Source organism: Rhodococcus erythropolis NBRC 15567 (genome assembly GCF_001552595.1).
In the GTDB taxonomy this organism is placed as follows: domain Bacteria; phylum Actinomycetota; class Actinomycetes; order Mycobacteriales; family Mycobacteriaceae; genus Rhodococcus_F; species Rhodococcus_F erythropolis.
The window spans coordinates 88,481-112,060 of record NZ_BCRM01000002.1 but is presented as its reverse complement, the minus strand read 5'-3'; the positions used below and the strand labels follow the sequence as shown (position 1 = coordinate 112,060).

27 protein-coding genes are annotated in these 23,580 nt (G+C 61.1%); 8 read left to right on the top strand and 19 right to left on the bottom strand.

The genetic code is table 11. From position 1 onward, the window contains the following. Nucleotides 1-59: 59 nt before the first annotated feature. Nucleotides 60-716, bottom strand: coding sequence for a DUF305 domain-containing protein (locus RE4_RS07135; protein WP_060938319.1), 657 nt, complete (start codon nucleotides 714-716; stop codon nucleotides 60-62). Continuing rightward, nucleotides 713-2,278: an LVIVD repeat-containing protein gene (locus RE4_RS07130; protein WP_020968633.1), complete on the bottom strand. Its 1,566-nt coding sequence runs from the start codon at nucleotides 2,276-2,278 to the stop codon at nucleotides 713-715. Before RE4_RS07130 ends, RE4_RS07135 begins: the two co-directional genes overlap by 4 nt. A 178-nt stretch (nucleotides 2,279-2,456) precedes the next feature. Between RE4_RS07130 and RE4_RS07125 the strand changes: the two genes are divergently transcribed. Beyond that, nucleotides 2,457-3,044: a TetR family transcriptional regulator gene (locus RE4_RS07125; protein ID WP_225320295.1), complete on the top strand. Its 588-nt coding sequence runs from the start codon at nucleotides 2,457-2,459 to the stop codon at nucleotides 3,042-3,044. 45 nt (nucleotides 3,045-3,089) lie between these two features. Beyond that, nucleotides 3,090-4,226 carry a GIY-YIG nuclease family protein gene (locus tag RE4_RS07120; protein ID WP_060938318.1) on the top strand — a complete coding sequence of 379 codons (1,137 nt, stop codon included), beginning with the start codon at nucleotides 3,090-3,092 and terminating at the stop codon, nucleotides 4,224-4,226. An 81-nt stretch (nucleotides 4,227-4,307) separates the two neighbouring features. Here RE4_RS07120 and RE4_RS07115 read toward each other — a convergent pair whose 3' ends face one another. From RE4_RS07115 to RE4_RS07100, 4 genes are all read right to left on the bottom strand, one after another. Further along, entirely contained in the window at nucleotides 4,308-5,525 is a 1,218-nt protein-coding gene (locus tag RE4_RS07115; protein ID WP_047889153.1) for a Dyp-type peroxidase, read from the bottom strand. Next, entirely contained in the window at nucleotides 5,518-6,018 is a 501-nt protein-coding gene (locus tag RE4_RS07110; RefSeq protein WP_019747182.1) for a copper chaperone PCu(A)C, read from the bottom strand. Before RE4_RS07110 ends, RE4_RS07115 begins: the two co-directional genes overlap by 8 nt. Nucleotides 6,019-6,043: 25 nt before the next feature. Then, nucleotides 6,044-7,474: a PepSY-associated TM helix domain-containing protein gene (locus tag RE4_RS07105; RefSeq protein ID WP_020906462.1), complete on the bottom strand. Its 1,431-nt coding sequence runs from the start codon at nucleotides 7,472-7,474 to the stop codon at nucleotides 6,044-6,046. 108 nt (nucleotides 7,475-7,582) lie between these two features. Then, nucleotides 7,583-8,113, bottom strand: coding sequence for a hypothetical protein (locus RE4_RS07100; protein ID WP_029254615.1), 531 nt, complete (start codon nucleotides 8,111-8,113; stop codon nucleotides 7,583-7,585). 214 nt (nucleotides 8,114-8,327) lie between these two features. On the opposite strand from RE4_RS07100, the gene RE4_RS07095 reads away from it, so the two are divergent. Then, nucleotides 8,328-8,672: a hypothetical protein gene (locus tag RE4_RS07095; RefSeq protein WP_060938317.1), complete on the top strand. Its 345-nt coding sequence runs from the start codon at nucleotides 8,328-8,330 to the stop codon at nucleotides 8,670-8,672. Nucleotides 8,673-9,058: 386 nt separating this feature from the next. Next, complete coding sequence (locus RE4_RS07090; RefSeq protein WP_060938316.1) at nucleotides 9,059-10,225, top strand: MinD/ParA family ATP-binding protein; 1,167 nt, start codon at nucleotides 9,059-9,061, stop codon at nucleotides 10,223-10,225. Nucleotides 10,226-10,262: 37 nt separating this feature from the next. Here the strand turns inward: RE4_RS07090 and RE4_RS07085 are convergent, their stop codons facing one another. The 3 genes from RE4_RS07085 to RE4_RS07075 form a co-directional block, all read right to left on the bottom strand. Next, nucleotides 10,263-11,297: a baeRF2 domain-containing protein gene (locus RE4_RS07085; RefSeq protein ID WP_060938315.1), complete on the bottom strand. Its 1,035-nt coding sequence runs from the start codon at nucleotides 11,295-11,297 to the stop codon at nucleotides 10,263-10,265. 201 nt (nucleotides 11,298-11,498) lie between these two features. After that, entirely contained in the window at nucleotides 11,499-12,581 is a 1,083-nt protein-coding gene (locus tag RE4_RS07080) for a M48 family metallopeptidase (protein ID WP_019747189.1), read from the bottom strand. A 77-nt stretch (nucleotides 12,582-12,658) separates the two neighbouring features. Further along, entirely contained in the window at nucleotides 12,659-12,862 is a 204-nt protein-coding gene (locus RE4_RS07075) for a hypothetical protein (RefSeq protein WP_003945456.1), read from the bottom strand. 145 nt (nucleotides 12,863-13,007) lie between these two features. On the opposite strand from RE4_RS07075, the gene RE4_RS31250 reads away from it, so the two are divergent. After that, a complete protein-coding gene (locus RE4_RS31250; protein ID WP_003945912.1) occupies nucleotides 13,008-13,163 on the top strand; it encodes a DUF6131 family protein in 156 nt (51 codons plus the stop codon). Here the strand turns inward: RE4_RS31250 and RE4_RS07065 are convergent, their stop codons facing one another. From RE4_RS07065 to RE4_RS07055, 5 genes are all read right to left on the bottom strand, one after another. Next, nucleotides 13,164-14,330 carry a carboxylate-amine ligase gene (locus tag RE4_RS07065; RefSeq protein ID WP_060938314.1) on the bottom strand — a complete coding sequence of 389 codons (1,167 nt, stop codon included), beginning with the start codon at nucleotides 14,328-14,330 and terminating at the stop codon, nucleotides 13,164-13,166. A gap of 517 nt (nucleotides 14,331-14,847) precedes the next feature. Continuing rightward, nucleotides 14,848-15,234, bottom strand: a complete 387-nt coding sequence (locus RE4_RS30990) for a hypothetical protein (protein WP_127159968.1) — start codon at nucleotides 15,232-15,234, stop codon at nucleotides 14,848-14,850. A gap of 257 nt (nucleotides 15,235-15,491) precedes the next feature. Further along, nucleotides 15,492-15,770 carry a hypothetical protein gene (locus RE4_RS31545; RefSeq protein ID WP_225320297.1) on the bottom strand — a complete coding sequence of 93 codons (279 nt, stop codon included), beginning with the start codon at nucleotides 15,768-15,770 and terminating at the stop codon, nucleotides 15,492-15,494. Further along, on the bottom strand, nucleotides 15,706-16,899 hold the full coding sequence (locus RE4_RS07060; RefSeq protein WP_238077062.1) for a serine hydrolase: 1,194 nt from the start codon (nucleotides 16,897-16,899) through the stop codon (nucleotides 15,706-15,708). The genes RE4_RS31545 and RE4_RS07060 overlap by 65 nt, the downstream gene beginning before the upstream one ends. Nucleotides 16,900-17,083: 184 nt before the next feature. Next, on the bottom strand, nucleotides 17,084-17,971 hold the full coding sequence (locus tag RE4_RS07055; RefSeq protein ID WP_031331354.1) for an SAM-dependent methyltransferase: 888 nt from the start codon (nucleotides 17,969-17,971) through the stop codon (nucleotides 17,084-17,086). A 285-nt stretch (nucleotides 17,972-18,256) separates the two neighbouring features. Here RE4_RS07055 and RE4_RS07050 point away from each other — a divergent pair, with 285 nt between their 5' ends. Continuing rightward, nucleotides 18,257-18,595: a hypothetical protein gene (locus RE4_RS07050; protein WP_060938313.1), complete on the top strand. Its 339-nt coding sequence runs from the start codon at nucleotides 18,257-18,259 to the stop codon at nucleotides 18,593-18,595. Nucleotides 18,596-18,642: 47 nt separating this feature from the next. Beyond that, the gene (locus RE4_RS07045; RefSeq protein ID WP_060938312.1) at nucleotides 18,643-19,128 is read left to right on the top strand and encodes a hypothetical protein; all 486 of its coding nucleotides are present in this window, start codon (nucleotides 18,643-18,645) and stop codon (nucleotides 19,126-19,128) included. Between the two features lie 44 nt (nucleotides 19,129-19,172). Here RE4_RS07045 and RE4_RS07040 read toward each other — a convergent pair whose 3' ends face one another. Genes RE4_RS07040 through RE4_RS07025 form a run of 4 tightly spaced genes read right to left on the bottom strand, consistent with a single transcriptional unit; the run spans nucleotide 19,173 to nucleotide 22,344 of the window. Further along, the gene (locus tag RE4_RS07040; RefSeq protein WP_060938311.1) at nucleotides 19,173-19,943 is read right to left on the bottom strand and encodes a glucose 1-dehydrogenase; all 771 of its coding nucleotides are present in this window, start codon (nucleotides 19,941-19,943) and stop codon (nucleotides 19,173-19,175) included. 8 nt (nucleotides 19,944-19,951) lie between these two features. Continuing rightward, a complete protein-coding gene (locus RE4_RS07035) occupies nucleotides 19,952-20,527 on the bottom strand; it encodes a TetR/AcrR family transcriptional regulator (protein WP_019747199.1) in 576 nt (191 codons plus the stop codon). 51 nt (nucleotides 20,528-20,578) lie between these two features. Then, complete coding sequence (locus RE4_RS07030) at nucleotides 20,579-21,106, bottom strand: SRPBCC family protein (RefSeq protein ID WP_020906471.1); 528 nt, start codon at nucleotides 21,104-21,106, stop codon at nucleotides 20,579-20,581. Between the two features lie 50 nt (nucleotides 21,107-21,156). Further along, nucleotides 21,157-22,344: a zinc-dependent alcohol dehydrogenase gene (locus RE4_RS07025; protein ID WP_019747201.1), complete on the bottom strand. Its 1,188-nt coding sequence runs from the start codon at nucleotides 22,342-22,344 to the stop codon at nucleotides 21,157-21,159. 185 nt (nucleotides 22,345-22,529) lie between these two features. Here RE4_RS07025 and RE4_RS31245 point away from each other — a divergent pair, with 185 nt between their 5' ends. Further along, on the top strand, nucleotides 22,530-22,676 hold the full coding sequence (locus RE4_RS31245; protein ID WP_019747202.1) for a hypothetical protein: 147 nt from the start codon (nucleotides 22,530-22,532) through the stop codon (nucleotides 22,674-22,676). Nucleotides 22,677-22,826: 150 nt separating this feature from the next. Here RE4_RS31245 and RE4_RS07020 read toward each other — a convergent pair whose 3' ends face one another. Beyond that, nucleotides 22,827-23,465, bottom strand: a complete 639-nt coding sequence (locus RE4_RS07020; RefSeq protein ID WP_019747203.1) for a PAS and ANTAR domain-containing protein — start codon at nucleotides 23,463-23,465, stop codon at nucleotides 22,827-22,829. Nucleotides 23,466-23,580: the final 115 nt, after the last annotated feature.

Genomic DNA, 23,580 nt, shown 5'->3' with positions numbered 1-23,580 from the left:
GTGTCGATTCCTTCTGTAGTTCACAGGTCGACACCCATGGTAGTCAGTGCACATGCGGGTCAGTGCAGTGGTTGCGCCCCACGTTGTCCGAGCATCAGTGTCATCAGCCCGGATTCCTGACTCTGGGAATTGATCATGTCGCGGGCCGACTGTTTCACCGGCCCGCGCTCGAGCAGAGCATCGGCCACCTGTGCCATGGCGATCCCGCCACGGTGGTGGCGTTCCATCAGTTGAAGGAACATAACCTCGGCGTCGAGCCCGCGAGCGGCGCTCAGTTTCTCGAGTTCTTCCGTCGTAGCCATACCCGGCATGGCGTCGGCCTCTGTTTCCGGCGTTGCCGGGTGATGATGAGAGTCGCCAGCGCCGCTCGGTGACGCCTCCATCCACGCCATCGGCGTTCTACTGTTCGGCGGGACACCGGCCAACCTCAGCCAACCGAGCATGACACCGATTTCCGTTCTCTGAACATCGTCGATCTGCTGGGCCAGTCTCGTAACCGCCGGGTCCACATCGGGACTCAGACGCGCGAGAATGAAGAGGGCCTGTTGATGGTGGGCCGCCATGTCATGCACGAATCCGATTTCGGTTTCGCTCAGAACAGCTGTCTGCGTGTGGTTCTCGGGTGCGAACAGCGGACGTAATGCTGCGCCGAGTACGAGCAGCATCAGTGCCGCAGCCACGAGTGCGACGGCCTTGACCGATCGCGGCGCCGTCATGATCCCACGGTCGTCTTCTGGTCAGCGGGTGGTGTGTAGACACCGTTTTCGAGTTGCATGGCAACAAAGCCGTTGTCGGCGCACGTCGCCCACAACGTGGTACCGCGCCATTCGGGTGGGGAGAAGCACCAATCGGTCGAGATATCGCCGAGAGCGACCATGCCCGATCGCGAACTCAGCGCTTGGCCGGGGTCGAACTGGCCTTGCGCGATCGACTGCGCGATTGCCGGCGTGCTGAGAATGGGTACCCCGATGAGCGAGGCGAGAGCGTGCGGCGAGTTGGCGAGTTCGAGATTGTCGCCGGTCCGAGCGGGTGGGTTGAAGTACGCAATTTCGTGGACGTCGAAGGGATCTCGAACATCGAAGACCCGAATCCCGCTCGAGATCCATCCGCATGCCAGCGCCGTCGGGTCGACCGGGCGATCGGCCGAACAGTAGTGAGATTCGTACGCGAACAGCGATCCGCCGGCAGCAGACGCCAGCGCAGCATCTTGATTCTCCGGCAGATTGATCTCGAGCTTCACCGAATTGACGACCGCCGGTTCGTCGTCATTGGAGACGTCGATCAATTTGACTCCGCCGGAACCACCTTCGTCGACGGTGAACAGGTACGGCGAACCGTCGTAGGTGACCGGAATGCTGTGTTGGGTGGCCCAACCGTCGGTCCACGAGAGCTGGGACAGTTGGCGCACCCGAGGATTCGGGACGCGGCGCTGAACCTCACTGATGTCGAGAACATGTATTCCGCCGAGATTGTTCGACAAGTACATGCGATTTCCGTCTGGAGTGATTCCGAAGCCGTGGGTCGACAACCCGATGAGGTCCTGCCAGACGACACGCGGGTTGGCGGGATCGGTGAGATCGACGGCGCTCACCACGCCGGGAGCGGTGCCGGAAGACCAGTAGGTGTTCCCGTCCGGTGAAAATCCACCCTCGTGATTGGTGATGGGCAGCAGCATCCCCAGATCGGTTCCTGGTCCGGGGTTGAGCAGTTTCGGGTGCGCGCAATCGGAGATGTCGTAGACCGACATCAGGCCGACGCCGGTCAAGAGCGGAACGCCCGTGCCCACCAGCAGCTTTCGCGCGGTGTTGACCTTGAGACTCTCCCACGTTCCGGCCAGCATCGCAGGTTCGGTCAGCGTAGCGGTGAGAGCAGGATTGGCAGGATCCGACACGTCGAGAACTTGCACGCCCTGCGCGGGGCCCAGGAGGTTCCCGGGGAAGAAGCTGCCGATGTACGAGCAGTGTTCGAAGTTGGTGGACGTGATCCCGCCGCCGCGACCCGAGTAACCGCCGATCTGAGACATGTTGCAGCTGTACCCGTCTCGACTGCGTCCGCTGTTTCGGTCCTCGGCCGGAACATCACCCTGCAACCCGGTCTCGGGCATCGAGCCCGGGCCGCATTCGGCGCGGCTTGCAGCGTTGGAAGCGACACCCGGGTTCTCGTGGATCGAGCCCGGGGCAGTGGCGGGCTCAGCAGAAGCGACGCACACGGGAAGGACGGTGATCAAGGTGACGAGCGCGATGGCAGATCTGGTTCTGATGGTCGTAAACGATTTCATCGAGTCCAACTCCCGGTGCGGGATTGCCTTTCGTATCTCACGGGCAGACGTACCTCAAGGACAGGCAGCACGGAGGGCAGGCGCGCGTTCGAGCGCTCACGACGATCGGGTCGGGGTGTGAACCGGTGTCGGGCCGCAACCAACCGGACAATGCTGTCCGGTTGGTATCGTAGTGTGCGTGACATCGTCTGGCCGCGTCAATAGCGGATCTCTCAACAGAGGGCCGAGAGATGCGGCGCGCAATCGTGCGGCGCTCATCTCAGCAGCTCGCGAGGTGTTCGCCACCCAGGGATTTGCTGCTCCGCTCAGCCTGATCGCCCGCACGGCCGGCGTCGGCCAGGGCAGCCTCTACCGGCACTTTCCCACTCGCGAAAGCCTCGCACTCGCGGTGTTCGACGAGAACATCGTCGAGCTGCAAGATCTGGCGGCTGATCCGGATTCGACTCTCGACGATCTTTTTCGTTTGTTGGTCGACCAGATCACTACCTCCATCGTGTTCGTGGAGGTCATCAAGCCGGTCTCCTTCGGCGACTCGCGACTGAATTCGGCCGGCGCCCGTTTGACCGATCTCCTCGAAGGGCGCCTCGACGAGGCGCGTCGAACTGGGAAGATACGAGAGTCCGTGACTGCTGAGGACGTGATCCTGGCGATCGCCATGTTCGCCGCGATCATGGAACGGACTGCCGAGAGCTCGCGGAAAGAAGTCGCGCACTCGGCCTGGAACCTACTTGTGCAGGGACTGGCCGGGCCGGCAGCGGCGGGCTGAGTCGCGTTCGCCTCGCGTCTCGAGGTGATCGCCTAGGCTCGTGGCATGGCTATTGTCTGGACAGTTCCTCGCGCTATCGGCTCCACCCTGCTCGTTGCTCCGTTGATCAAGGAGTTCCTTGTCGAGGGTGACGGCACCCTCGATGCAAAACTGACTGCGGTCGGTACGGTCTCTGCATCTCTCGAGAAGCAAGTCGGCCGCACGTTCACCTCGATCAGCGCTGCTTCGGCGGCAATCTTTTCCGGTGCTGCCGGTTCTACCAGCGTGCCCGACGCACTCCGTCTGGCCGTGATGCGCACTCTGTCCACCGAGGTGGTCGTCAGGAAGCCGGCTCCGCAGCCGTTCACCGAAAAGGTTGGGAAGAGACTGGGGCAGTACGTCTTTGCCCTGCGTGACCCGCGCAACGATCAGGTGTTCCATGTCGGGCACGGCACGGGAAATCAAGTGTTCGCGCCGGTATTCGAAGCGCTCGGTGAACTTGCGAATCTCGAAGGAGCGGACGGCCCAGCCGAGTCGAATGCTGCTGTGACAGCAGCCAAGATCGCCCGCATCCGTGAAATCTACGATGCGGGTTCGGCGGTGGAGCACTTCGTTCTTCTCCGCTCGGTCGCTGCCGCCACGGATTCGGCCGCCACTACCGACGAGGTCGTCCGCGGCATCGTGGAAGCCTTGCGAATCACCGACGCGGGCGAGGGCCTGACCAACCTCGCGGGCGATACATCGGACAAGGACGCCCGTGCGACCCGCGTCGAGGAACTCGCGTTGCGCTACTCGGCCGATCCCGCGCCGGAACTCCCGACGCCGAGCATCGTCCTCCACGTGCCGGCCTCCGCTCGTCCGGGAGCAACGCCGGAAGAGATCTACGAACTCGCGCGCGCCGAGTGGTCTGCCGGTGCAGCTGTTCGTGCCGAGATCGGAATCCCCGTTCTGGTGTTTGCCGACAGCATCATTCGTGGTGCATTCCGCGCTCAGTCATGGGAGGTGTCCACCCGCAATGCCGACGGAAGCCAACTGTGGCGGTTCAACGGAACCGTCGACGACGAGCTCGCTGCCAAGTACGTCGGAACCGAGGTCACCCCGCACAACGTCGGCCTGAAGAAGTGGCCCGTCAGCGGTTGGGTCACGAGGTTGACTACCGCTCGTCCGGGGGCGGTTTTGCCGGGACCTCGTAAGTCCAAGTAACGCAACAACTTCAGGTAGAAGGCATTGTGGGGGGCGGGATCCGTTCGGATCCCGCCCCCACAGTATCGTTACCCGGGGTTGTCAGCCGAGCAATCCGCTTCCCACATAGTCGTTCTCGGTGCATCCCGGCGGAATGAGATACACCGCAGAACCGATCGGCGTCGTCCACTCGTTGAGTGCGTCGAAGTCACTCAATCGCTGTTGGACCGGTAGATATTGCTCGGCGATGTCCCGTTGGAATGCTGCGAAGATCAATCCCGAGTTCGAGGTCTGCCCGCTCTCGGGTGCGTCGTCGTAGTTGTATGCCCGACGGAAGAACTGCTCCTTCTCATGCGTCTGGTGGGCTCGCGCGATGTGTGATCCTGGCGGGATCACCGGAATGCCGAACTTGTCCGTGAGTGTGAAATCCGCTTCGTCGAATTCGTTGGTTCCGTTGAGCGGAGCGCCATTGGACAACGTGCGCCCCATCGTGAGTTCGCGCCCCGAGCGATCGAGTTCGTCCCAGGTATCCATTTCCATGCGAATGCGTCGTAGTACCAACGAGGTTCCGCCCGCGAGCCACGGTTGACCGGCGCCGTCGTGCCAGATCAGTGAATCGAAATCCACTGTTCCCGGAGCCGGATTGACCGTCCCGTCCACTTGGCCCATGAGATTGCGCATCGTGGTTCCCTCGGGCGTGGTGCCGCGCGCGTTACGGAATCCCTTTTGTGTCCACCGGATTGTCGTCAGTGATCGGACGTTCTTGGTCAGAACTCGCACAGCATGAGCAATGGTCACCGGATCGTCGCCGCAGATCTGCAGCAACAGGTCCGATCCGCCCCATCGATCGTCAAGTCGGTCGATCTCGTAGCTCGGCAACGGCTCGAACCAGTCCGGTTGACGTGCTTGCAATCCCAGCTTGGTGAACAGGCCAGGGCCGTAGCCGACGGTCACCGTCAAGCGGGCCGGATCCACGGCCAGTTCCCGTTCGGTATCGGCCAACGCCGGGTTACCGGCGGTCAGCCGTGACGCATCCTCGGACCACATCTTCATGATCCCGACCACGATTGCTCGATCGGCTCCAGGCAAGAGGTCGAACCCGATGAACGTGCCGTGCGCTTGCGGAGTGGTGGCGATCCCAGCTTGGTGGACGCCGTAGAACGGTTCCACCAGCTTGCCTGCTTGCTGTTCGTGTTCGCTGCGCTCCACCACTGTGGTTGCGCCCCAAGTTATTCCCGCGACGCCGAGCGCGGCGGCACCTCCTCCGAGAAGGCGCCGCCGGCTGAGTGCTCGGCTGGGCGGGTTCGTGTTCTCAGCCACCGTGATTCGGGTCGTAGTTCTCCTGATTACCGGAGAAGTCGCGAATCTGGGCTGTGAACGTGGTGCTGGAACCGTCGTCGTAGATCAATGTGAGGTCGGTTTCTGCGCCTGGGAGCAGCGGCGCGGACAGGTCCATGAACATCAGGTGGTCACCGCCCGGGGTGAGGCTGGCGGACCCGTTGGCAGGGACCAGGAACCCACCGTCCTTGGGGCGCATCGTCATCGTGCCGCCGTCCCCGGTCACGACCTCGTGCAGTTCCAGTCGCGATGACGCGGGACTGGTTGCCGAGACCACGCGTACGTCCTTGTCGCTGGAGTTGACCAGTTCGGCGAACGCCGCACTCATTCCCTCGGGTGCTGCCTTGACCCATTGATCCTGAACTGTGATGGATTGTGCGGCTTCGGTTTCCTTGTCGGAGTTCGAAGAACAGCCGGTCAAGGCGAGAGCTGCGGTCAGTGCAACAGCTGCGAATATCTTTGTTCGAACAGTCATGTGTGTCTCCGTGATTCGTGAGGTGTCAGGTGGTGACGCGGCGTTTGAACGCCGCAATGCAAACGTCGATCAGCAGGAATGCGAGAAGACTGATGCCGAGTAGCGGAACAAACCAGCCCACCAGTGCGGTTACCGCAACCAGCGCAACAATGCTGAGCGGGGAGAGGTTGCGAATCCCGCCGCGGGCAGGGGCCCGGCCGACAGCCCAGTCGGAGCCACGGGTGGGGCGTCGGCGCCACCACATGATGTAGCCACGAATGACCACGCTGACCAACGCGAGTGCCAGTGCGGTGAGTGCGATCTGGTTGGCAAGGCCGAACAGCAGGCCCATGTGGAGCTGGATTCCCCAAGCCGAAAGTTTTGCTGCGAGTGGCCAATCCGAGAACCACAACTCGTCGGTGACCTTCTGCGTCGCTCCGTCGATTGCGATGGTGTTGTTGCTGTACACCCACGGCTGACGCGTCTGGGCGACGGTGAAGGCTGTCTCGGCGTTGGCGGGTATCGATACTTCGACCGGACCGGTGATCCCGTTGTACCTGGCGATACCGAGGACGGTGTCGACACGTCCGACGTTGGTGTCTGTCAGCGTGCCGGCGGCGGCGGGGGCCATGTCGTGACCTTCGTGCCCGCCCGTTGCCGGTGGTGGAGCGTCGCCGAGAGTTTTCACGACCGAGGGCGTCGTCCAACTCAATGCGGTTCTCAGATTGCTGACGTTCTCTCCGGCGTACGTCGACCACGTGAGTCCGGTCGCCGAGAGAAACACCAACGCAACTGCTATCCAGATGCCGACGACACCGTGCCAGTTCAGGGTCCGGCTTCGTCCGGTGGACGCTCGGTCGATCGTAAGTAGACGAGCGTTCCGAGCGGTGCGGTATCGACGGAACCACAGGTAGACGCCACCGAGTGCGACCACCCACATCCACGACGCGGCCAATTCGCTGTAGAGGCGGCCAGGTTCACCGAGATGAAGGTGGCGATGCAGCTGAGAGATCCAGGTGCGCAGTGGCAACGAACCACTGCTTCCGTAGACCGCCAGCTCGCCGACCGGCTGTGCAAGCACTGGATCGACGAAGACTGCGAGCCTCTCCGATTCACCCAACGACGGATCGGTGAACAGGACCCGCGTGGTTTCTCCGGCCGCAGGGGACGGACGTACTGCCGAGACGGTCAGGTCAGGGCGGTACTGCTGAGCGGAACGGATCTGGTCGTTCAGCGACGCGATTTGTCCGGTGGTGTCGGTCTGGAGGTAGTCGCTGTAGACGAATTTCTCGATGGTGGGCGCCATCGCGTAGAGACCACCGCTCAGCGCGGCGATGAGGATGAACGGCCCGATGAGGATTCCGGCATAGAAGTGCAGGCGCAGAATCAGCGGTCTGGCGCCGCCGACCTGCTTCTTCGGGGGAGAGCTGTCGTTGGAAGCGCGTGTCTGTGCGCGCTCCAATTCGGGTGCGGACATGCGTGTACTCGATCCCGCCGTGCGCCTTTATTAACCGCCCGCGGTTAATAAAGGCGCACAGCAAAGTGGCGCACGTATTCACGTGCGTGAGAGGAAAGGGAAGGTGAGTTACACGAATGCCGGTGGGCCGCGAGTGCCCAGGCCTGAGGTGAGAAGTTGACGCAGAACAACTTTGGCGCGGTATCGAGTACGCGCAGTGAACGGCGAGGGTTCAGGTGCCCACGGGCGCAATAGGACGGCGACGATTGCCGCCACCGTCGATGCCGCCACGACGTACCCGCGTTCTGCGCCGCGGATCAGAACTGCGCACACTCCGACGGCAGCGATGTGCGCTGCGAGCATCGGAAGCGACAGGAGCAGGCCGTGTTGATGATCCGAAGCGATGGTCAATGTCGCGTGACCGATGGCCTGACCCGCAGCGAGCATAAGGGCGAGCAAGAGGGCAGGGGATCGGCGAGTGTCGATGGACGTGACCACCGCGCCGACGCTCGCGCACGCGAGGATCAACAACACCACCGCGCTCTCGGACGGGGCCATGCCGCCGCCACCGAGCGCGTGGGCTGCGACGGAAACCGCGCCGGAGGTACCGCCCACGAAAGCGCCGCGCAGCTGCGCGACATCTTTCGGACCCGGCGTCATACGCGAAAGGATACAGGCAGCTACTACGAGGGCTAGTAGTCGAGCCCGGCCGAGTCGGTTTGACGCCGTCGACGGCAGTCAGGTCGCGCCACTCACATTCTTGCAATCCCTGTATACGAATGGTGCACGGTCATCGTTCAACGCTGTCGGTCATCATCCGTACTCGTATCCGGCGCTGCCTACAGATGAACATGACTGGAACTCGTGGTCTCAGATGAGTGTCGAGTCGTTCGCGGGCGGCGGGATCGTTCGGCCGAGCCTTCGCGGAATCATGACTGCCAACGGAGATTCTGCAAAAAAGATTTGGATTACCGAGTTCGGGGCGCCTACAAGTGGGACTCCCGACAGCGTCAGCGAAGCACGTCAACTCGAGATCTATCAGGCAGCGATGGCAGACAAGCAAACCAAGTCTTGGTTGGGGCCGCTCATCTTCTACCGTCTCAACGACTACGCGCCTTACGGGGCAACGACGGATAGAGAGTCGTATTTCGGCGCAGTGAGGTCGGACGGCACCGTCAAGCCGAGTGCTGCATACGTGAAGAGTGTGCTCTGCCCGTGATGACGGTCGAATGGTACGAGTGATCCGTAGGGCTGGGAGGCACTTCGTTCGAGAGCGCGGAATTATGCAGCAGCTGAACACTTGTCCATGAAGGGAGGGCGATCGCCCAGGTGATCACCCTCCCTTTTCTCGTTTGTTACCAAGGGATTTGCCCTGACATTGCGGAAGGCTGTTTTCAGCGGCAGATGAAGATATCTGTGCCGCATATCGTTACGACGTTCGTATTTGCTGAGATCGGCACAGGCGTGGGGACCAAAGTCATCGAAGTGCGGGTGTAACGGTCTGTTGTGCCGTGACGGTATTGAGCAGAGAACGGCAAGCCCGCCAGAGTGATAGCGTCCGAGAGGCTATGTCCGAAATGATTCCGAACTCGACCTAGGAAAACGGTGCGCAGCGATAACAACGGTTCGAATAACGGAGTCCTGGGGAACAACACCGGAACGACTCAGGGCGACGGCCTTTTCGACGCGTCCGACGACGGTTACGCAACGTCGATTCGAACCGTCACCTTCACGCCGCAATTCGACGAACCTGCGGCAAAACCGTTGCCCAGTCAGCGGATGCGCCAGCAACGTCGTGAAGAGCCGACCGATTTTCGGACCTCGACGCCCAGGGCTATGACCTCTGTCGACGATCTGGACATCATCAAGCGGGCGAAGCGTCCACCCGAACGCGGTTTGGGCAGTGTGTTGTTCAAACTCACCGGGGGTCGGATCAACACTGGGCAGTCGGCCGCCGAACTCGAACATCAAGCTCTGGTGCGCCGTGCCAACCGAACAGTGCGCGGCGTGTACAAGATTGCTTTCATCTCACTCAAGGGTGGTGTGGGAAAAACCACGGCGGCAAAGACCGTCGGTTCGACGTTCGCGTCGATCCGTGGCGATCGAATCGTAGCCATCGACGCCAATCCCGACCTGGGGACTCTGGCTGATCGTGAACGACGTGAACATCACCTGACCGTTCGTGATCTGTTGGCCGACGGTGACATTCGTACGTACAGCGATGTTCGCTACTACACCTCGCAAGGCGACAGCCGACTCGAAATCCTTGCGAGTGAGGCAGATCCGGAAACTTCGGAGTCTTTCAACGAGCAGGACTACCTCGATACTCTGCGAATTCTCGAGGTGCATTACAACATCGTCATCACCGACTGTGGCACCGGAATCATGCACTCGGCCATGTACGGAATTCTCGACGAAGCAGACGCTTTGGTAGTCGTCAGCCCGACGGCGCAGGACGGTGCCCGTAGTGCCGCAGCAACGCTCAGTTGGCTGACCAAGCACGGCTACGCAGATCTGGTGAGCAGGTCGGTCGTGGCGATCAATGCGACGCGGCCGGGTTCGTCTTCGCTCGACCTCGACCAACTCGAGGACGTTTTCGCTCAGCGTGGAGTGCGAGCGGTCAAGACGTTGCCCTATGACGATCACCTCGGTGAGGGCGGTCCGATCGACTTGAAATTGTTGAACAAGCGCACTGCACGGGCATATCTGGAACTCGTCGCAGCGATTGCCGATGGTTTCCCGGACTCGGTGGGCAAGCACGCTTCTCGCTGAACGTGCTCGCCCCCGAATCTGATCATCGGGCCGGTGTTCAGGGGTGCCGAAGTATCGCGCCGTATCCGTCGGCGAGAACGAGGCGTTCGTCGATCTGTACCAGCTCGGTGCCGGTCCCGATTGCGATGTAGGGGAGTACGCGATCGGCGGCCCCGATCAGCTTTCCGCTGGTGACTTCCTTGTCGTCGGGATCGGTGAGCAGCAGCGTCTCGACCTTGCCCTGCTCGAGGGCGTCGAGGACGCGTGCGGTCCCGTCGATGGAGAGGCCGGAGTCCCGGCCCTGCTCTGCGACGTAGCGTTCGGTTTCCGCATCCATTCTGCGTAGTCGCTGCGTGTCGATCAGTTCACGAATCGACTTCGACACCTCGGCGGGTGTCGAACCGACTGAACGCGAACCCTTTTCGACGTCCACCACCCGTAGCGTCGACGGTAGAAGCTGTGCAAAAGCTTTGCGGGACTGTACTTCTCCGATCACGACCACCAGTGCGACCTTGTGTTCGCGGGCGAGCGCCGCCGCGCGCTCCACGGCCTGTGTCAGGTTCTTTCGGATGTTCTCCTCCACGAGGCTTTGGCTGTCGGTGTACCGCTCCTGGCCGCCCACGTGTGCCTTGTGGACCGGGAAGCCGTCGCCGTCTACCGTTTCGCCGTACACGTCACGCCCGCGAGCATCGCGCACGCACAGGTCCGCGCCAGTGTGGTCGACCTTTGCGATGAGGAACGGTTCGGTGTCGTATCCGTGTGCGATCAGTGGAATCAAGTAGGGCAGTTCGCCCAAGGTCGCGATGGTGGAGCCGGCAGGTTCGAGCAGAATATCGTCGATCAGCACTGCCTCGGATGTGGCGACGATCGCGCGTCCGGCGCGACCTGAGATGCCGTGATGGTTGTCCTTCACCTCGTCCAGTCGCGCGATCAGCGATTCCGATGCTCCCTGTTTCGTCAGTTGATTGCGCATCGAGCGCCATTCGAGTTCGAAGCGCTCGCGTGCATCTTCCCGGTTGCGGACGTCTTCGAAGTACACGGAGGCAAACGGGCCGTCACTCGAACCGACCTTCTTCAGCCGCCCAGCATGCATGTCGGCTCCCTTCTGTAGTGGTCCTATGCCGCGTACCCGACAACTGGTGATTCGACACGACCGCTTTCAGTTCGCACGTTTGTTCGACTGCTGGTACTGTCTGTGAACGTGAGGGTGGTGCAGAGGGAAGCCTGCATCACCTTCACGCCAAGAACCCGGGATCTGCCGCCGACTGCCTTCGGTGGCAGGTCCCGATTCTGCTTAATCGGCGTCGTCAGTGCCCTTCGACCTGTCGGAACTCTTGCGCCAGTGAGTGAATCGTTCCTTGATGTCCGTCGCTACGTCGCCGACGCCGTTCCCGACGGCGCCCACGGCACCGCCCAATCCGCTACCGATGTCGCGCACCATCCGGACCAAGGGGTCTTCCGACTCGTCGAAGTTCTGCTTGTACGTCTTGGCTGCATTCTTGAACTCGTCGCTGATCTTCGCTCCGTCGTCATCGCCGCGGCGGGGGTAGTTTCCGCGCAGAATCGCGGCGTAGTCTCCGCTGTCCACCCACTTCTTGAGTTCGGCGGCGCGAAGCACCGAGAACGGGTGAGAGAGCAGTTCGATGTTGAGGAGCTTGAGTACACCGTCGCGGAGGTCGCCGCTGGCGTCGTACTCGGCGGCCTGGGCGAGAAACGCGTCGATGTCGATTTCACTGACTCGGGATCCGCCGGCCAATTTCATCTGCACGCGAATCGCTGTGTGTACGTCCTGGCCGCACAGTAGTCCTGCACGATCGCCGGACAGTTCGGACTTGCGTTGCCATTCCATCAGGGCGGCGATGATCGCGCGCAGTGCCCATCCGCCGACCGGCAGCCATCCGATGGTTCCGGCCAGTCGCATCAAATGCATCAAGATGGTGCGATACACGGCATGGCCGGACAGTGCGTGGCCTAGTTCGTGGCCGATGATGAACCGTTGCTCCTCGTAGTTCATCACGTCCAGCAGACCAGTAGTGACCACCATGAACGGCTTGTCCATGCCGATGGTGAAGGCGTTGACCATCGGGGTCTGGAGTACGAACAGCTCCGGTGTCTCGTCGGCCTGCAGGATCTCGACGCAGTCACGGCGCAGATCGTTCAGGTCACTGAACTGGCGTTCGTCGACTCGCACTGACGTGGCGAGGTACATGAGGCGGTGCTGACGTTCTTGGAGCAGTCCGGACAGCGTCCGCAGAACAGTGTCGAACCCCCGAAGCGTCCGGAGCGTCACCAATGCGGCCCGATCGGCTGGGTGTTCCCACGCACGCGAGCTGATGTCCGGGAACTCGATTCGGGTGCGATCTGGTGCAGTGGTCATGGTGGCCCCTCACTTCGATGTGTGTCGACTCACCTCCAGGGTAACGACTAGTCGGTTTAGCGCGGATTTCCGGCAGCTCACTCGGTGGGCTGGGGGAGCGTGCAATCCGTGACTTTGGGGTTGACGCCGAAGTAGTTCAACGGGCCGGCGATGACCGTGAGTGCGATGGTCCCGACGCCGGCGCAGTTGGTCGGCGAACTGCTGTAGTAGCCGCGTTGGCCGGCCGCGACGGCCCCGACTATCAGCCAGATCAGAACGATCAGAGTCACAATTCTCATCATGGCGGGCTCGATTCTTCAAATATTATGGTGCCCAGCGAAATACCCGGTCAGAGTGGGTATGAAACGCTCAGCCGACGGGTATCCCTGATGTATGCGGCTCGAGGCGGGCGTATCCGCCCGAGTGAACGCACTGAAGGAGCTTGTGATGATCATCCTCGGCGTAATCCTGCTGATTATCGGTTTCGTGGTGAACATTCCGATCCTCTGGACGATCGGTGTCGTCTTGTTGGTGATCGGAATCATCCTGTACGCGCTGGGCGCGGCCGGGCACGCTATCGGTGGTCGGAGGCATTACTACTGATCAGGGGGTCGGCCCGTCATGCGTATCCGTGCCAGTCGGGACGGTGCGCTCAATCGCACGTGCGATCAGTTCCCGCAGGCAGACCTCGCGAAGCGTCCGCTGTTGCCAGTCGCTGCCGCCGCCGGTCACGCATTTGTCGCGTAGTGCTGATTCCACGCTCGTGTACTCGCCTGTCTCGTCGAGGGAGTCACGGACATGGATCAGGAGTCGGTGCAACTGTTCCGTGGCCGAAATTCTTTGTGTGGTAACCGGATCGATCGACGCTCCCAGGGCGCCTTCCTTCGCGGACACCCAGGTTGCGAGGCGGAGGTTCTCGAGGGAAGTGCGCGGAGCGACGACTCCTCGTTCGACGGCGCGCAGTGCAGTGGCGACCAGCGCGCGCACAAGTGCTGCAAGCAATACGGTGTCGTCGACCGTCGGCTGAACGTCGCAGACCCGGATCTCGACGGTCGGTAGGTGGCAGGAAGGCCGGATATCCCAGTAGGCCATCCGCTTGTCGAGCATCACGCCGCAATCCACCATCTTCGCGACCGCGGTGTCGAAGTCCCCGGCGGCCTCGAAGTACGGCGGCGGCCCGGCGACGGGCCACCGGGACCATTGGATCGCCCGCCAACTCGCGAAGTCGGTGTCGACTCCTTGGTGGATACGGGAGTTGGCGCTCAGTGCCAGCAGGGCAGGCAACCAGATGCGCACGTGATTGCAGACCTGCACGGCCTCTACTTGATCAGCGACGCCCACATGGATGTGGCAACCGCAGATACTTTGTTCAGCGGCGAGGGCGCCGAAGTGTTCGCCCATCTGGCGGTAGCGAGGGGAGTCGCTGATCTCGAAACGCGAAGGCCCCGAAAGCGGTGCGCCGACGGCCAACAGCCTGCAGCCGTTCAACTCGGCCGCTTTCGCCGCGAGCCGACGCATGTCGATCAAGTGGGTTCGGAGTTCGTCGATGCTCTGGCACACGGGAGAGTTGGTCTCGACTTGGCAGCGGGACAACTCGAGCTGAAGATCCAAACCGAGTGTCGACGCGGTTTCCGCAACCGCGGCATTGTCGGTGGACGGCAGCCAGGATGTCGGGTCGACGAGGATGAATTCTTCTTCGACGCCGACGGTCGGGGGCGTCGATTCGTAGCGGCCAGCGGTGGATCCGGTCGAGCAGGTGGCGGCGCCCATGCTCGCGTCTACCCGGTCGGTCGAAGGCGGAAACCGACCCGAGGAAGCCCCGTTCTCGTCGGGAGAACGGGGCCCGTGGTCGGTCTTGCCAACATCTCGGAAGCGTCAACGAGCCCTTGCACACCGTATGAATCTGGGGACTGGCGTGCCTGGGAAAACGTACTGTGTCGGGCTCGGCAAAACGAGACCTCCGGGCATGTTTCACCCCCGATTTCACCCTCGTGCGAGGGTGCCTGCGCGACCTTCGTCGAGGCGCGGATCGTGACCTGGCGGCCTGCGGCGGTGCAGTCGCGGTTTATCCGTGGGGCCGCCTTTATCGGGAAGATTGCGAGAAATGCGAACCCATCTAAACTAACGTCCAGCATTCGGATGTGAAGTTCTGGCGAAGTGTGGGGACTCGGTGAGTCAACAGACATTTGATCAGTTAATCGCGTGCACAGTATCCACTGAAGATATGAAATTTTCGAACTGGTATTGCGTTTCATCTGCGAGAATATCCAGTGGTCATGGGGGAAAGTCAGAAGGTGGGAGAAAGTGCCTGGGATTGTGTTGCTAACGGTTCGTTATCGCCGCCGAATGCCCACCATGTATGTGGATGGCGCCTCTTGGAAGCGGGAAAACTGCGTGTCATCCGTGTCGCAACTTCCTCTGCCTTGTGGTCTTGGATTGAGAGTTTCACCAGGAGGATTTTTCGTGATCGACGCGTCCGGGAATTTTTCTCAAGATTTACCCACTTGCGAATTAGGGAATTTAATGGGTTGTGGAAAGTGGAAATATTGCGGGTGGGAGCTGTTATTTGCGGTGATTTGCTCATATCTTGCTGGGTGAGGTATTTGCAACCGAAGTGCCACGTGGTCGAGAAATAATGCTTTTCATGCTTTACATTGGAAATTGCAAGATGCACGTTTCATCCTCCAGTGTTAAACGAAAGGACGAACGCAATGGGTAGCTTGGAAGATTTCGACATCGCGGCACTTCTTCAGAAGGTCATCGCATTCTTCGACGGATTCTCGTCGGACGAGACCGAGCCCCCCACGGGCTAAGACTTGGCGAAGCCGCTGTGCATCCGGATGACACTGGAAGCACAGCGGCTTCTCTGTGTCCGGACCTCATCTGTCAACCCAGTCGGAGACTGTCGCGAAATCTCAACCTTCTATCGTTCTAGCTGGTCGCATCCTTCTGGATCAGGAGCATCGCGTCGTCGACCGGATCGAAGTACAGAGCCGGATCGGCAACCAGGGCAGCGTCGTCACCGTGAGTTTGCATGGTGACGACCCAGGCGCGATCGTCGTGTTCCACGTAGTAGGCACCCGCAAGGACCCCGATGGAGCTGCCGCCCTTGAATCCGCCGTAGGTGAACCATTTCGCGGACTCGTCACCGAGCGCCGGATCTTCGGCCAGTATGTCTCGAACCGGTGCACCGCTCTCGGTCTTCGCCATCTCTTGCAACGAGACCAACGCGGCACGCAGGTCGGCGGGCGAGGCGAACCAGTCGATGTCGAAAGGCCATGCGGGGGTGGTGAATGCTGACGCCGGGATGTCCACCAGGCCGCCAGGTAGTGCCGCCAGTATTGCTCGACGCTCGTCCGGGGGTTCCGTCGCGCCAGGCGATACGTTGTGCGCCGTCGTTGCCCCAGCCGAGTTGGAACAGTGCGCGGGTCGGCTTCAGTGGAATGTTGAGCGAAGGATCCGCCATGCCCATCGGGGCGAATTCGGCCTCGACCTGCTCGCGCCCGACAGCAGCGATCAGCATGTCGGTGGCGGTGTTGTCGCTGATCGAGATCATCTTGCCGGCGGTCTCCCGGACCGTGACTTCGGTTCCCGACGGCAGGTCCTGCATTGTCCCGCCGGGCATCGACTTGAGGTCGTCGGTGATGGTGAGCTTCTGATCCCACGAGAGTGTCCCGTTCTGGACAGCCGTCGCGACCGCGCCGAGAACGTACAGCTTGATCGTTGACCCTGTGGGCTGTGGTGAGGTGTCGCCGACACCGAAGACTTCGGCGTTCTTTCCGCCGGTGACCTCGGTGACGGTCAAGTTCGTCGGCGCGGGAAGTGCTTTGACAGCTGCCTCGAGCTCTTGCCACGATGCGGCAGGCACATGATCGTCTTTGGTCGGTGTTATCGCCATTCCAAGGACCAACCCGCTGCCGTCGACGACGACGTTTATGTCGAACGCGCCGCCGGTGGTACTGGTGATGGAAACGGTGCCGTCGGTATCGCCTCCCTTGTAATTCACTGTTGTCCAGGGCTGTCCGGCTCGGATGGAGTCGAAGTCCGCAGGCGTCAGGACAACTGGTGCGGTGGGTCCGAAGTGCTCGGCGATTTCTTCGTGGGGCAATGGCGCGCTCGTGTTGAACGCACTGAGAAGCCAGCTGATCTGCTTGCCGACGGGGCTGTCGGGGATCGTGACTGTCGTGGGTGTCTCGGTGGCGGAGACCTTTGTGCTGTTGTCCGAAGTTTGTGCAGAATCCGGCCCGGAAGTACATGCGGCGAGGGCGAATACCGCTGCGGAGGCAAGTGCCACCAGCGTGAGCGGGCGACTCTTCCTGCGTGTGTGTTCGAGTTTCATGGACTCATTTCATCAGCGTTCTCTTCGGCGCGCGTCCGTCTGAGGTGTAGACGTACTCAGCCTGAAGTACTGAATCGGTTCATCCTCGAGTACCGTCAACTACTTGTCGTGGTGACACGCATAGTGAAGCTGGACAAAACGGAGAAATGCTGCACCCGAGTAACTTTCGTGAGGACTGCCCGAGTTAGTTCTTGGTCGCGGCCAGGAAAGAAGGCTGCGTCGACAGTGCGGCGATCTCTTCGGGGAGATCAGGAATCCGGCGATCGTACAGATCTGCCAACTCCACCGAGCTGAAGCGTCGGACGGTCCAATTGTGTTCAGTGAGCCACCGGCCGGGATCGGATCGTTTGTCGCTGTAGAACAGTTGCGAAATGTCCAGGTCTCCGAACGGGTTCTCGGCAAAGTACTTGGATCTGATGGTCGCCAGCTTCTTCGGGTCCGTGCCGGCCGGAAAGTCGTTCACTGCCAACCGACTACCAGTGGCCGAGAGTTCGTCGATCCGCTCGAACAGGGCGTCGTGGGCCGGGCCGGGGAGATAAGCGAGCAGGCCTTCTGCGGACCATGCAGTAGGTTCCTTCGGATCGAAACCGGCCTCCGCGAGCGCAGCCGGCCAGTCGTTGCGCAGATCCGTAGGCACAGTGCGTCGATCAGTTTTCGGCTGGGCGTCGCGCGCCGCGAGCACTTCGGCTTTGAACTCCAATACCTTTGGTTGATCTACTTCGAACACTGTGGATTCTGAGTTCCAATCCAGCCGGTACGCACGCGAATCCAACCCCGCCGCAACGATTACCGCCTGCTCTACTCCGGATTCGGTTGACGACAAGAAGAATTCGTCGAAGAACCTGGTTCGCAATCCCATGAAACCGCCGAAGGGTGTGTCGTCGAGGAGTGCCGGATCTTTCAGAAGAGCTGTGAAATGCGGCTCCGCTGCAGCTTCTACGAACCACGATGCGAACTTGTCTTCGATGATCGCGTCCGAGCGGGCGCTTTCCAATGCGCGGAAGGTCGCCACTGCAAGCGCGGTGAGTCCGACGCTACTGACGATGTCCCACGTATCTCCATCGCTCCGCATTTTCTGGGTGTCCTTCCGCTCTGGACGACTGAGCCGAACCCTCTCGACTTTACGCCCGAGCGACCCCTTGCCGCCTGGAACGGAACGGTCGGAACTGGGGCGCGAACAACAACGAGCCGGCATCGGAACATTGTGTAGTGCAAGGCGTTCGGTTTGAAGTCAGCCCTGCCAGGAATCTGCCAGGGTTGTGCCAGTGGACGGCCAGGATGCGGGACTTCACTGGTGTGTGCCCCGTTCGGGACAGCCAGAGAGAGTCTGGAGAAATCTTCGGAGAAGGGATCGATCATGACACGACTATCCGCACCGGAACAACGTAGGAAGTACTTCTGGACCAAGCTCGCGGTGACGGGGGCGGTATTGACCGTACCCATTGCCGTGCTCGCCGCACCGGCCTCGGCAGATACTGTGAATCATGATGTAACACAGGCCGATAACAGTTGGTACGGAGATCAGGGGGGCGATCACTCGCACGATTGGGGCCATGGTGGAAACGGCGGCTGGAACCAGGGTGGTAACTGGAATCAGGGCAACGACTGGGGCAATCAGAACCAATGGCAAGGCCGGCAAGATCAGGCACCCGCGCCGACAGTGAACCCCTTCGCCGGACTGTTCGGATCCAGCTGATCCCCCGGCTACACGACGAATTTCGGGTCGAGAGAGATTGTAAGCCCATGTTGCAGGAAGGCTCGCTCGAGATGTTGGCCGCCGCGGCACGGAGCGGTAGCCATGAAGCCATGACCGATTTGTACGCAGTGTTTCGCCCGATGGTTGTGCTGCGGTGCCGCGCCGAGCTTGATCGGGCCGTCTCCGACTCCGCCGCGGATGCTGCATGCATCTCTGTTCTCACGGCAGTTTGTGACGGATCGGCGGCGAATCAGCCTTTCCTGCGCCTGCTGTACGTGAGTACAAGCGTCGCGATTGCTCGGGCGGCATCCGACCGGTTCAGCAGTGGGCCGCTCCCGCCTCCAACAGCGCTCCCGGTTGTCGAACGCGATGTCCTGGTGTTGCGGTTGATCGTCGGCCTCGACAGTGAGGCGACGGCAACATCGCTCGCCCGTACGACCGACCAGGTGTCACTCGACCTGCATCGTGCGCTGCAGCGCCTGCGAAAGTTGAGTTCTCCGAATGCAATCAGGGAGACGTTGGTATCTGCCTGAGGACGTTCGGAATGCGCAGGTTCAGGCGGGAACGGATCCCTGCCTTACTGGCCGGCGATGTATTCGATCGACGGTCCGGCGGTCCAACCACCGTCGACGGCGATCTCGGAACCTGTTGTGTACGAAGCATCGTCGGAAAGAAGGTAGGTGACCGCACCGACCAACTCCTCCGGGCGACCGACACGGCGATACGGATTGTTGGGGAATGCGCCCTCTTCGAGGCTGATGCCCGTCGGCGCAGTCATGGGGGTGAGGACCATGCCGGGGTGCACGGAGTTGACCCGAATCTTGTCGCGACCGAGTTCGACGGCGGCGATCTTGCTCAGCCCACGCACGCCCCACTTGGCTGCGCCGTAACCGCTGGTCAGAGCCATGCCCATCAGGCCGGCGGCCGAGGAGATGTTCACGATGGATCCGCCGCCTGCTGCCTTCATGAACGGCACCACCGTGTGGATACCGGTGTGTACGGACACCAGGTTGATCTGGATGATGCGTTGGAACGTCTCGAGCGGTTCTTCGGCGACCGTCTGGCCGGAAGCCGAGATTCCGGCATTGTTGACCAAACCGTTGATCGCGCCGAATTCGGATACCGCGTACTCGGCGGCGGACTTCCAAGACGCCGGATCGGTGACGTCGAGGTGAACGTAACGTGCTGCGTCGCCGAGAGATTCGGCCACTGCTCGGCCGTCCTCGTCGAGTAGGTCGCCGATGACGACGCGGCCGTTACCCGCGACGATGCCGCGCGCAAACGCTTCGCCCAGGCCGCGTGCGCCGCCAGTGACGAGAACGATTTTTCCGGAGAGATCCTGAGTCATGATTGTTCCTAACCTGTTGGTGTTGCGAGATATGGCTTCGAGAACGCGCCGAGCGCGCGGGTGATGGCCTTGGGTGCGGGGGTCCGGAGGTCTGCCATCTCGCGCAGTGCGGCCACTACCGCCAGTGTTGCCTGGCCCGAAGCCGCTGTCGTGTCGAGCGAGCCTTCTGGCCGATCGATCAGACGTGCAACTTCTGGGCGGATCAGTTCCATCGTCTCGAAAGTTGCTGATTCCCACACTCTCCGGAGCGCCGCGTCGCCGAAGATGATGGGCATCAGTGACCGAGTCATCGGCTCGAAGGACTCGCCGACCGATGCGATAAAGGCCGTCTTCACTGCCGCTGAGAGTCCGTATTCGCGGGATTGCGCGCTGAGGGCGGTGGCAAGACTGCGGTTTCCCTCGTCGAGCATCGGCCAGATGCTCTCTTCCTTGGTGGCAAAGCAGCGATAGAAGGTGCGCTCGGAGATTTCTGCCCGTTCGGCGAGCTCCGCGATGGTCGTCGAAGTGTCGCCGCGTTCGACGAAAGCGGCAGCGCAACTCTGCGAGACGCGGAGAAGTAGTGCAGTGCGGCGGGCTGTTGCCATATCCGCACTGTACCAAAAGTGGCAGAAACTGCCACAAGCTGTGCCGGTCGGTCAGCCGGTGCTGCCTTCGATGCCGGATACCTCCTGCTCAACGGCGCTCTTGATATTCAGCAGCGTCTTGCGGATGTTGCCGCGCTGAAAGTCGGCGAACGTCTTTCCGCCGGTGGCAACTTTGTCGAATATGTCGGCCGCAAAATCCGGCCAGCCCCGTCTGTCGTCGATCCACGTTTCGGTAACTCGGGTTCCGCCGGGGACGGGCTGAAATCGGTACCGCCAGGTTGCAATAGCGGCAGAGATTCGTGGCGTGGCAAGGCCGATCTTGTGAACACGGAATTCGAACAGTTTCCCGGCGTCGGCAGCGGTGACGGTGCATCTTGTGGTCCACTGCGCGCGCCCACGTTTGTTGTGCCCGTCGAACTCCATACCCAGGAAAGCGCTTTCGCGGTCTCCCCGCAAGGTAGCTCCCAGGTTTTCGGGACTCCAGTCGCCCATGCGAGTGGGATCGCTGATGAGCTCATAGAGAGAAAGCGCGTCGACATTGACGACGACGCTGTCGGAGACGGTGAGTTCGCGAGCCATTTCGGTTTCAGTTTCTTTCTGTCGAACGTGGATGGAAGCGGTGCTGATTATTACCCGTGCGGTTTCAGTTGGATCTTGACCGCGCCTTCCTGCTTTTTCTGAAAGATCTCGTAGGCGTGTGGCGCCTGATCGAGCGGCAGCTGATGAGTGGAAAAGGTGTCGACGCCGAGTGGGTCGTCATCAGTGAGCAAAGGCATGATGTCGTCTACCCACTTCTTGACGTTCGCCTGACCCATCCTGAGCTGAATCTGCTTGTCGAACATAGTCATCAGCGGCAGTGGATCAACCATGCCGCCGTATACACCGATCAGAGAAATCGTCCCCCCGCGCCGAACGATGTCGATGGCCGAATAGACCGCACCGAGTCGATCGATTCCTGCGTTACGCATCGCAGGCGCGGCAAGAGCATCGGGAAGGAGTCCGACGAACTGCTGCGCGAGCTTTCCGATCGGAGACCCGTGAGCTTCCATTCCGACAGCATCGATCACCGAATCGGTTCCACGGCCGTTCGTCGCATCTCTGACTGCGTCACCGATCTTGCTGCCGTAGTCGTCGAGATTGAGGGTTTCGATCCCGCGTTCGGCAAGGCGTGCAAGGCGTTCGGGTACACGGTCCACGCCGATTACTCGAAATCCCTTGTGGTGAGCGATGCGGGCCGCCATGTCACCGATCGGTCCGAGACCGAGGATGGTCACGGACCCACCCGGCGGGATGTCGGCGTATTCAACCGACTGCCAGGCTGTGGGAAGCACGTCGGAGAGGTAGACGAATCGCGAATCCGCGGGACCTTCGGGAACTTTGATGTGTGTGAAATGTGCTTGCGGTACTCGAAGGTACTCGGCCTGCCCGCCTGGCACCGAGCCGTACAGCTCGGAGAAGCCGAACAACGCTGCGCCCGTTCCCTGATCGCGGACCTGAGTCGTCTCGCACTGTGTGTAGAGGCTCGAATCACACATGAAACAGTTGCCACACGAGATCTGGAACGGGATCACGACGCGGTCGCCTATCTCGAGATTCGTGACTTCCGAGCCGACTTCTTCGACGATGCCCATCGGTTCATGACCGAGAATGTCGCCGGCATTCATGAACGCACCCAGAGTCTCGTACAGGTGCAGATCGGATCCGCAGATATTCGTCGTGGTGACCTTGATGATCGCGTCACTGGGTTCGACGATCTTCGGGTCCGGAACCGTATCGACGCTTACTTTTCGTTTGCCTTGCCAAGTCACTGCGCGCACTGGGATCGACCTCTCATCGCGGAAATGCTGTTCGCAGTCACCTGCCCGAAAGCGCTGAAATGCAAACAAAACCGGTGAGGGTTGCGGGAAGTGCTGAGAGCGTTAGATTGAGAGGGAGGCGGGCCGAGGCTCCTGAAAGGCCGCACGCCGTATGACTGACAGGACCAAATGACGGGGATGACCGCATGACCGAGAAAGACAACAACGACCAGTCGCCCAAGGGTGGGCACCCAGGGCCCGTGGACAAGGGCGGCGACGGCGGAATGGCAACTCGAGAACAGGCGCCTGAACTGGTCGAGGAGACCTCCGAGAAGAAGTCTGACGACAAGTAGTTTCCTTTTACTCCGCGTTGGGTAACAACGGGGATAGGCCGCATCGGACCGTCCCGGAATCAATGCGGGCGAGGTTCCTCGAGGTTGAGCAGCCAGCCACGGGAACCGCCTTAAGCATCTCCCAGTTCGTGGTTCAGCCGGGTTAGAAGTTCAACCCTGTAACAGCAAGTGATCGAACCGGGTCCGCAGAAGTGTCGGGACCCGGAAATCGTCCAGCGTGCGAACTATCAACTGCTCGGCAACATCCCTGAGTTTCACGTTGGTCTCCTGCGAACGCCACACGAGGATGTCGAAAGCTCGATCGGCAGAGATTCCGTAGATCACCATGAGCATGCCTTTGGCTTGCTCGATCACCCCGCGAGAAGCAGTGATTTCGTTGACCAGCACGTCGACAGATGCTTTCACCGTGCTGTCCAGGGTTTCGGTGACGTCGATGTAGAAGCCTGAGCTGCCGACCACAGCACCCGACTCGTCCACGACGCTGTCGCCGACGACGATTACCGAGTGAGTGTCCCCTGCGGTGTCGATGATGCGGTGGCGGCTGCTGAACGGGCCGCCTGAAGTGCGGATGGCATGGAGTGTCTGGGCAACGTGTCTTCGGTCGTCGGGATGCTTGTGCGCGAGCATCAATTCCGTCGTCGGAGCCACTTGGTCGGGTTCGTATCCGTGAATCCGTGCGACTTCGTCCGACCACTCCCACCGGTCGCCGTTGCGGTGATAAAGAAAGCCGCCCACCCGGTGTGGAGCCCCCGATCCCGACGTTCGCCCCAACCCGTCCTCGTTCACCACACACGCCCCCTCGTTCTCGACCTCGTCCCAACCGGCGTACTCGCCAGTTAGTTATATCGGACAAATCCGGCGGAGGTGGTGTCGGTCCCATATTTCGGAGCACCGTCTGGATCGC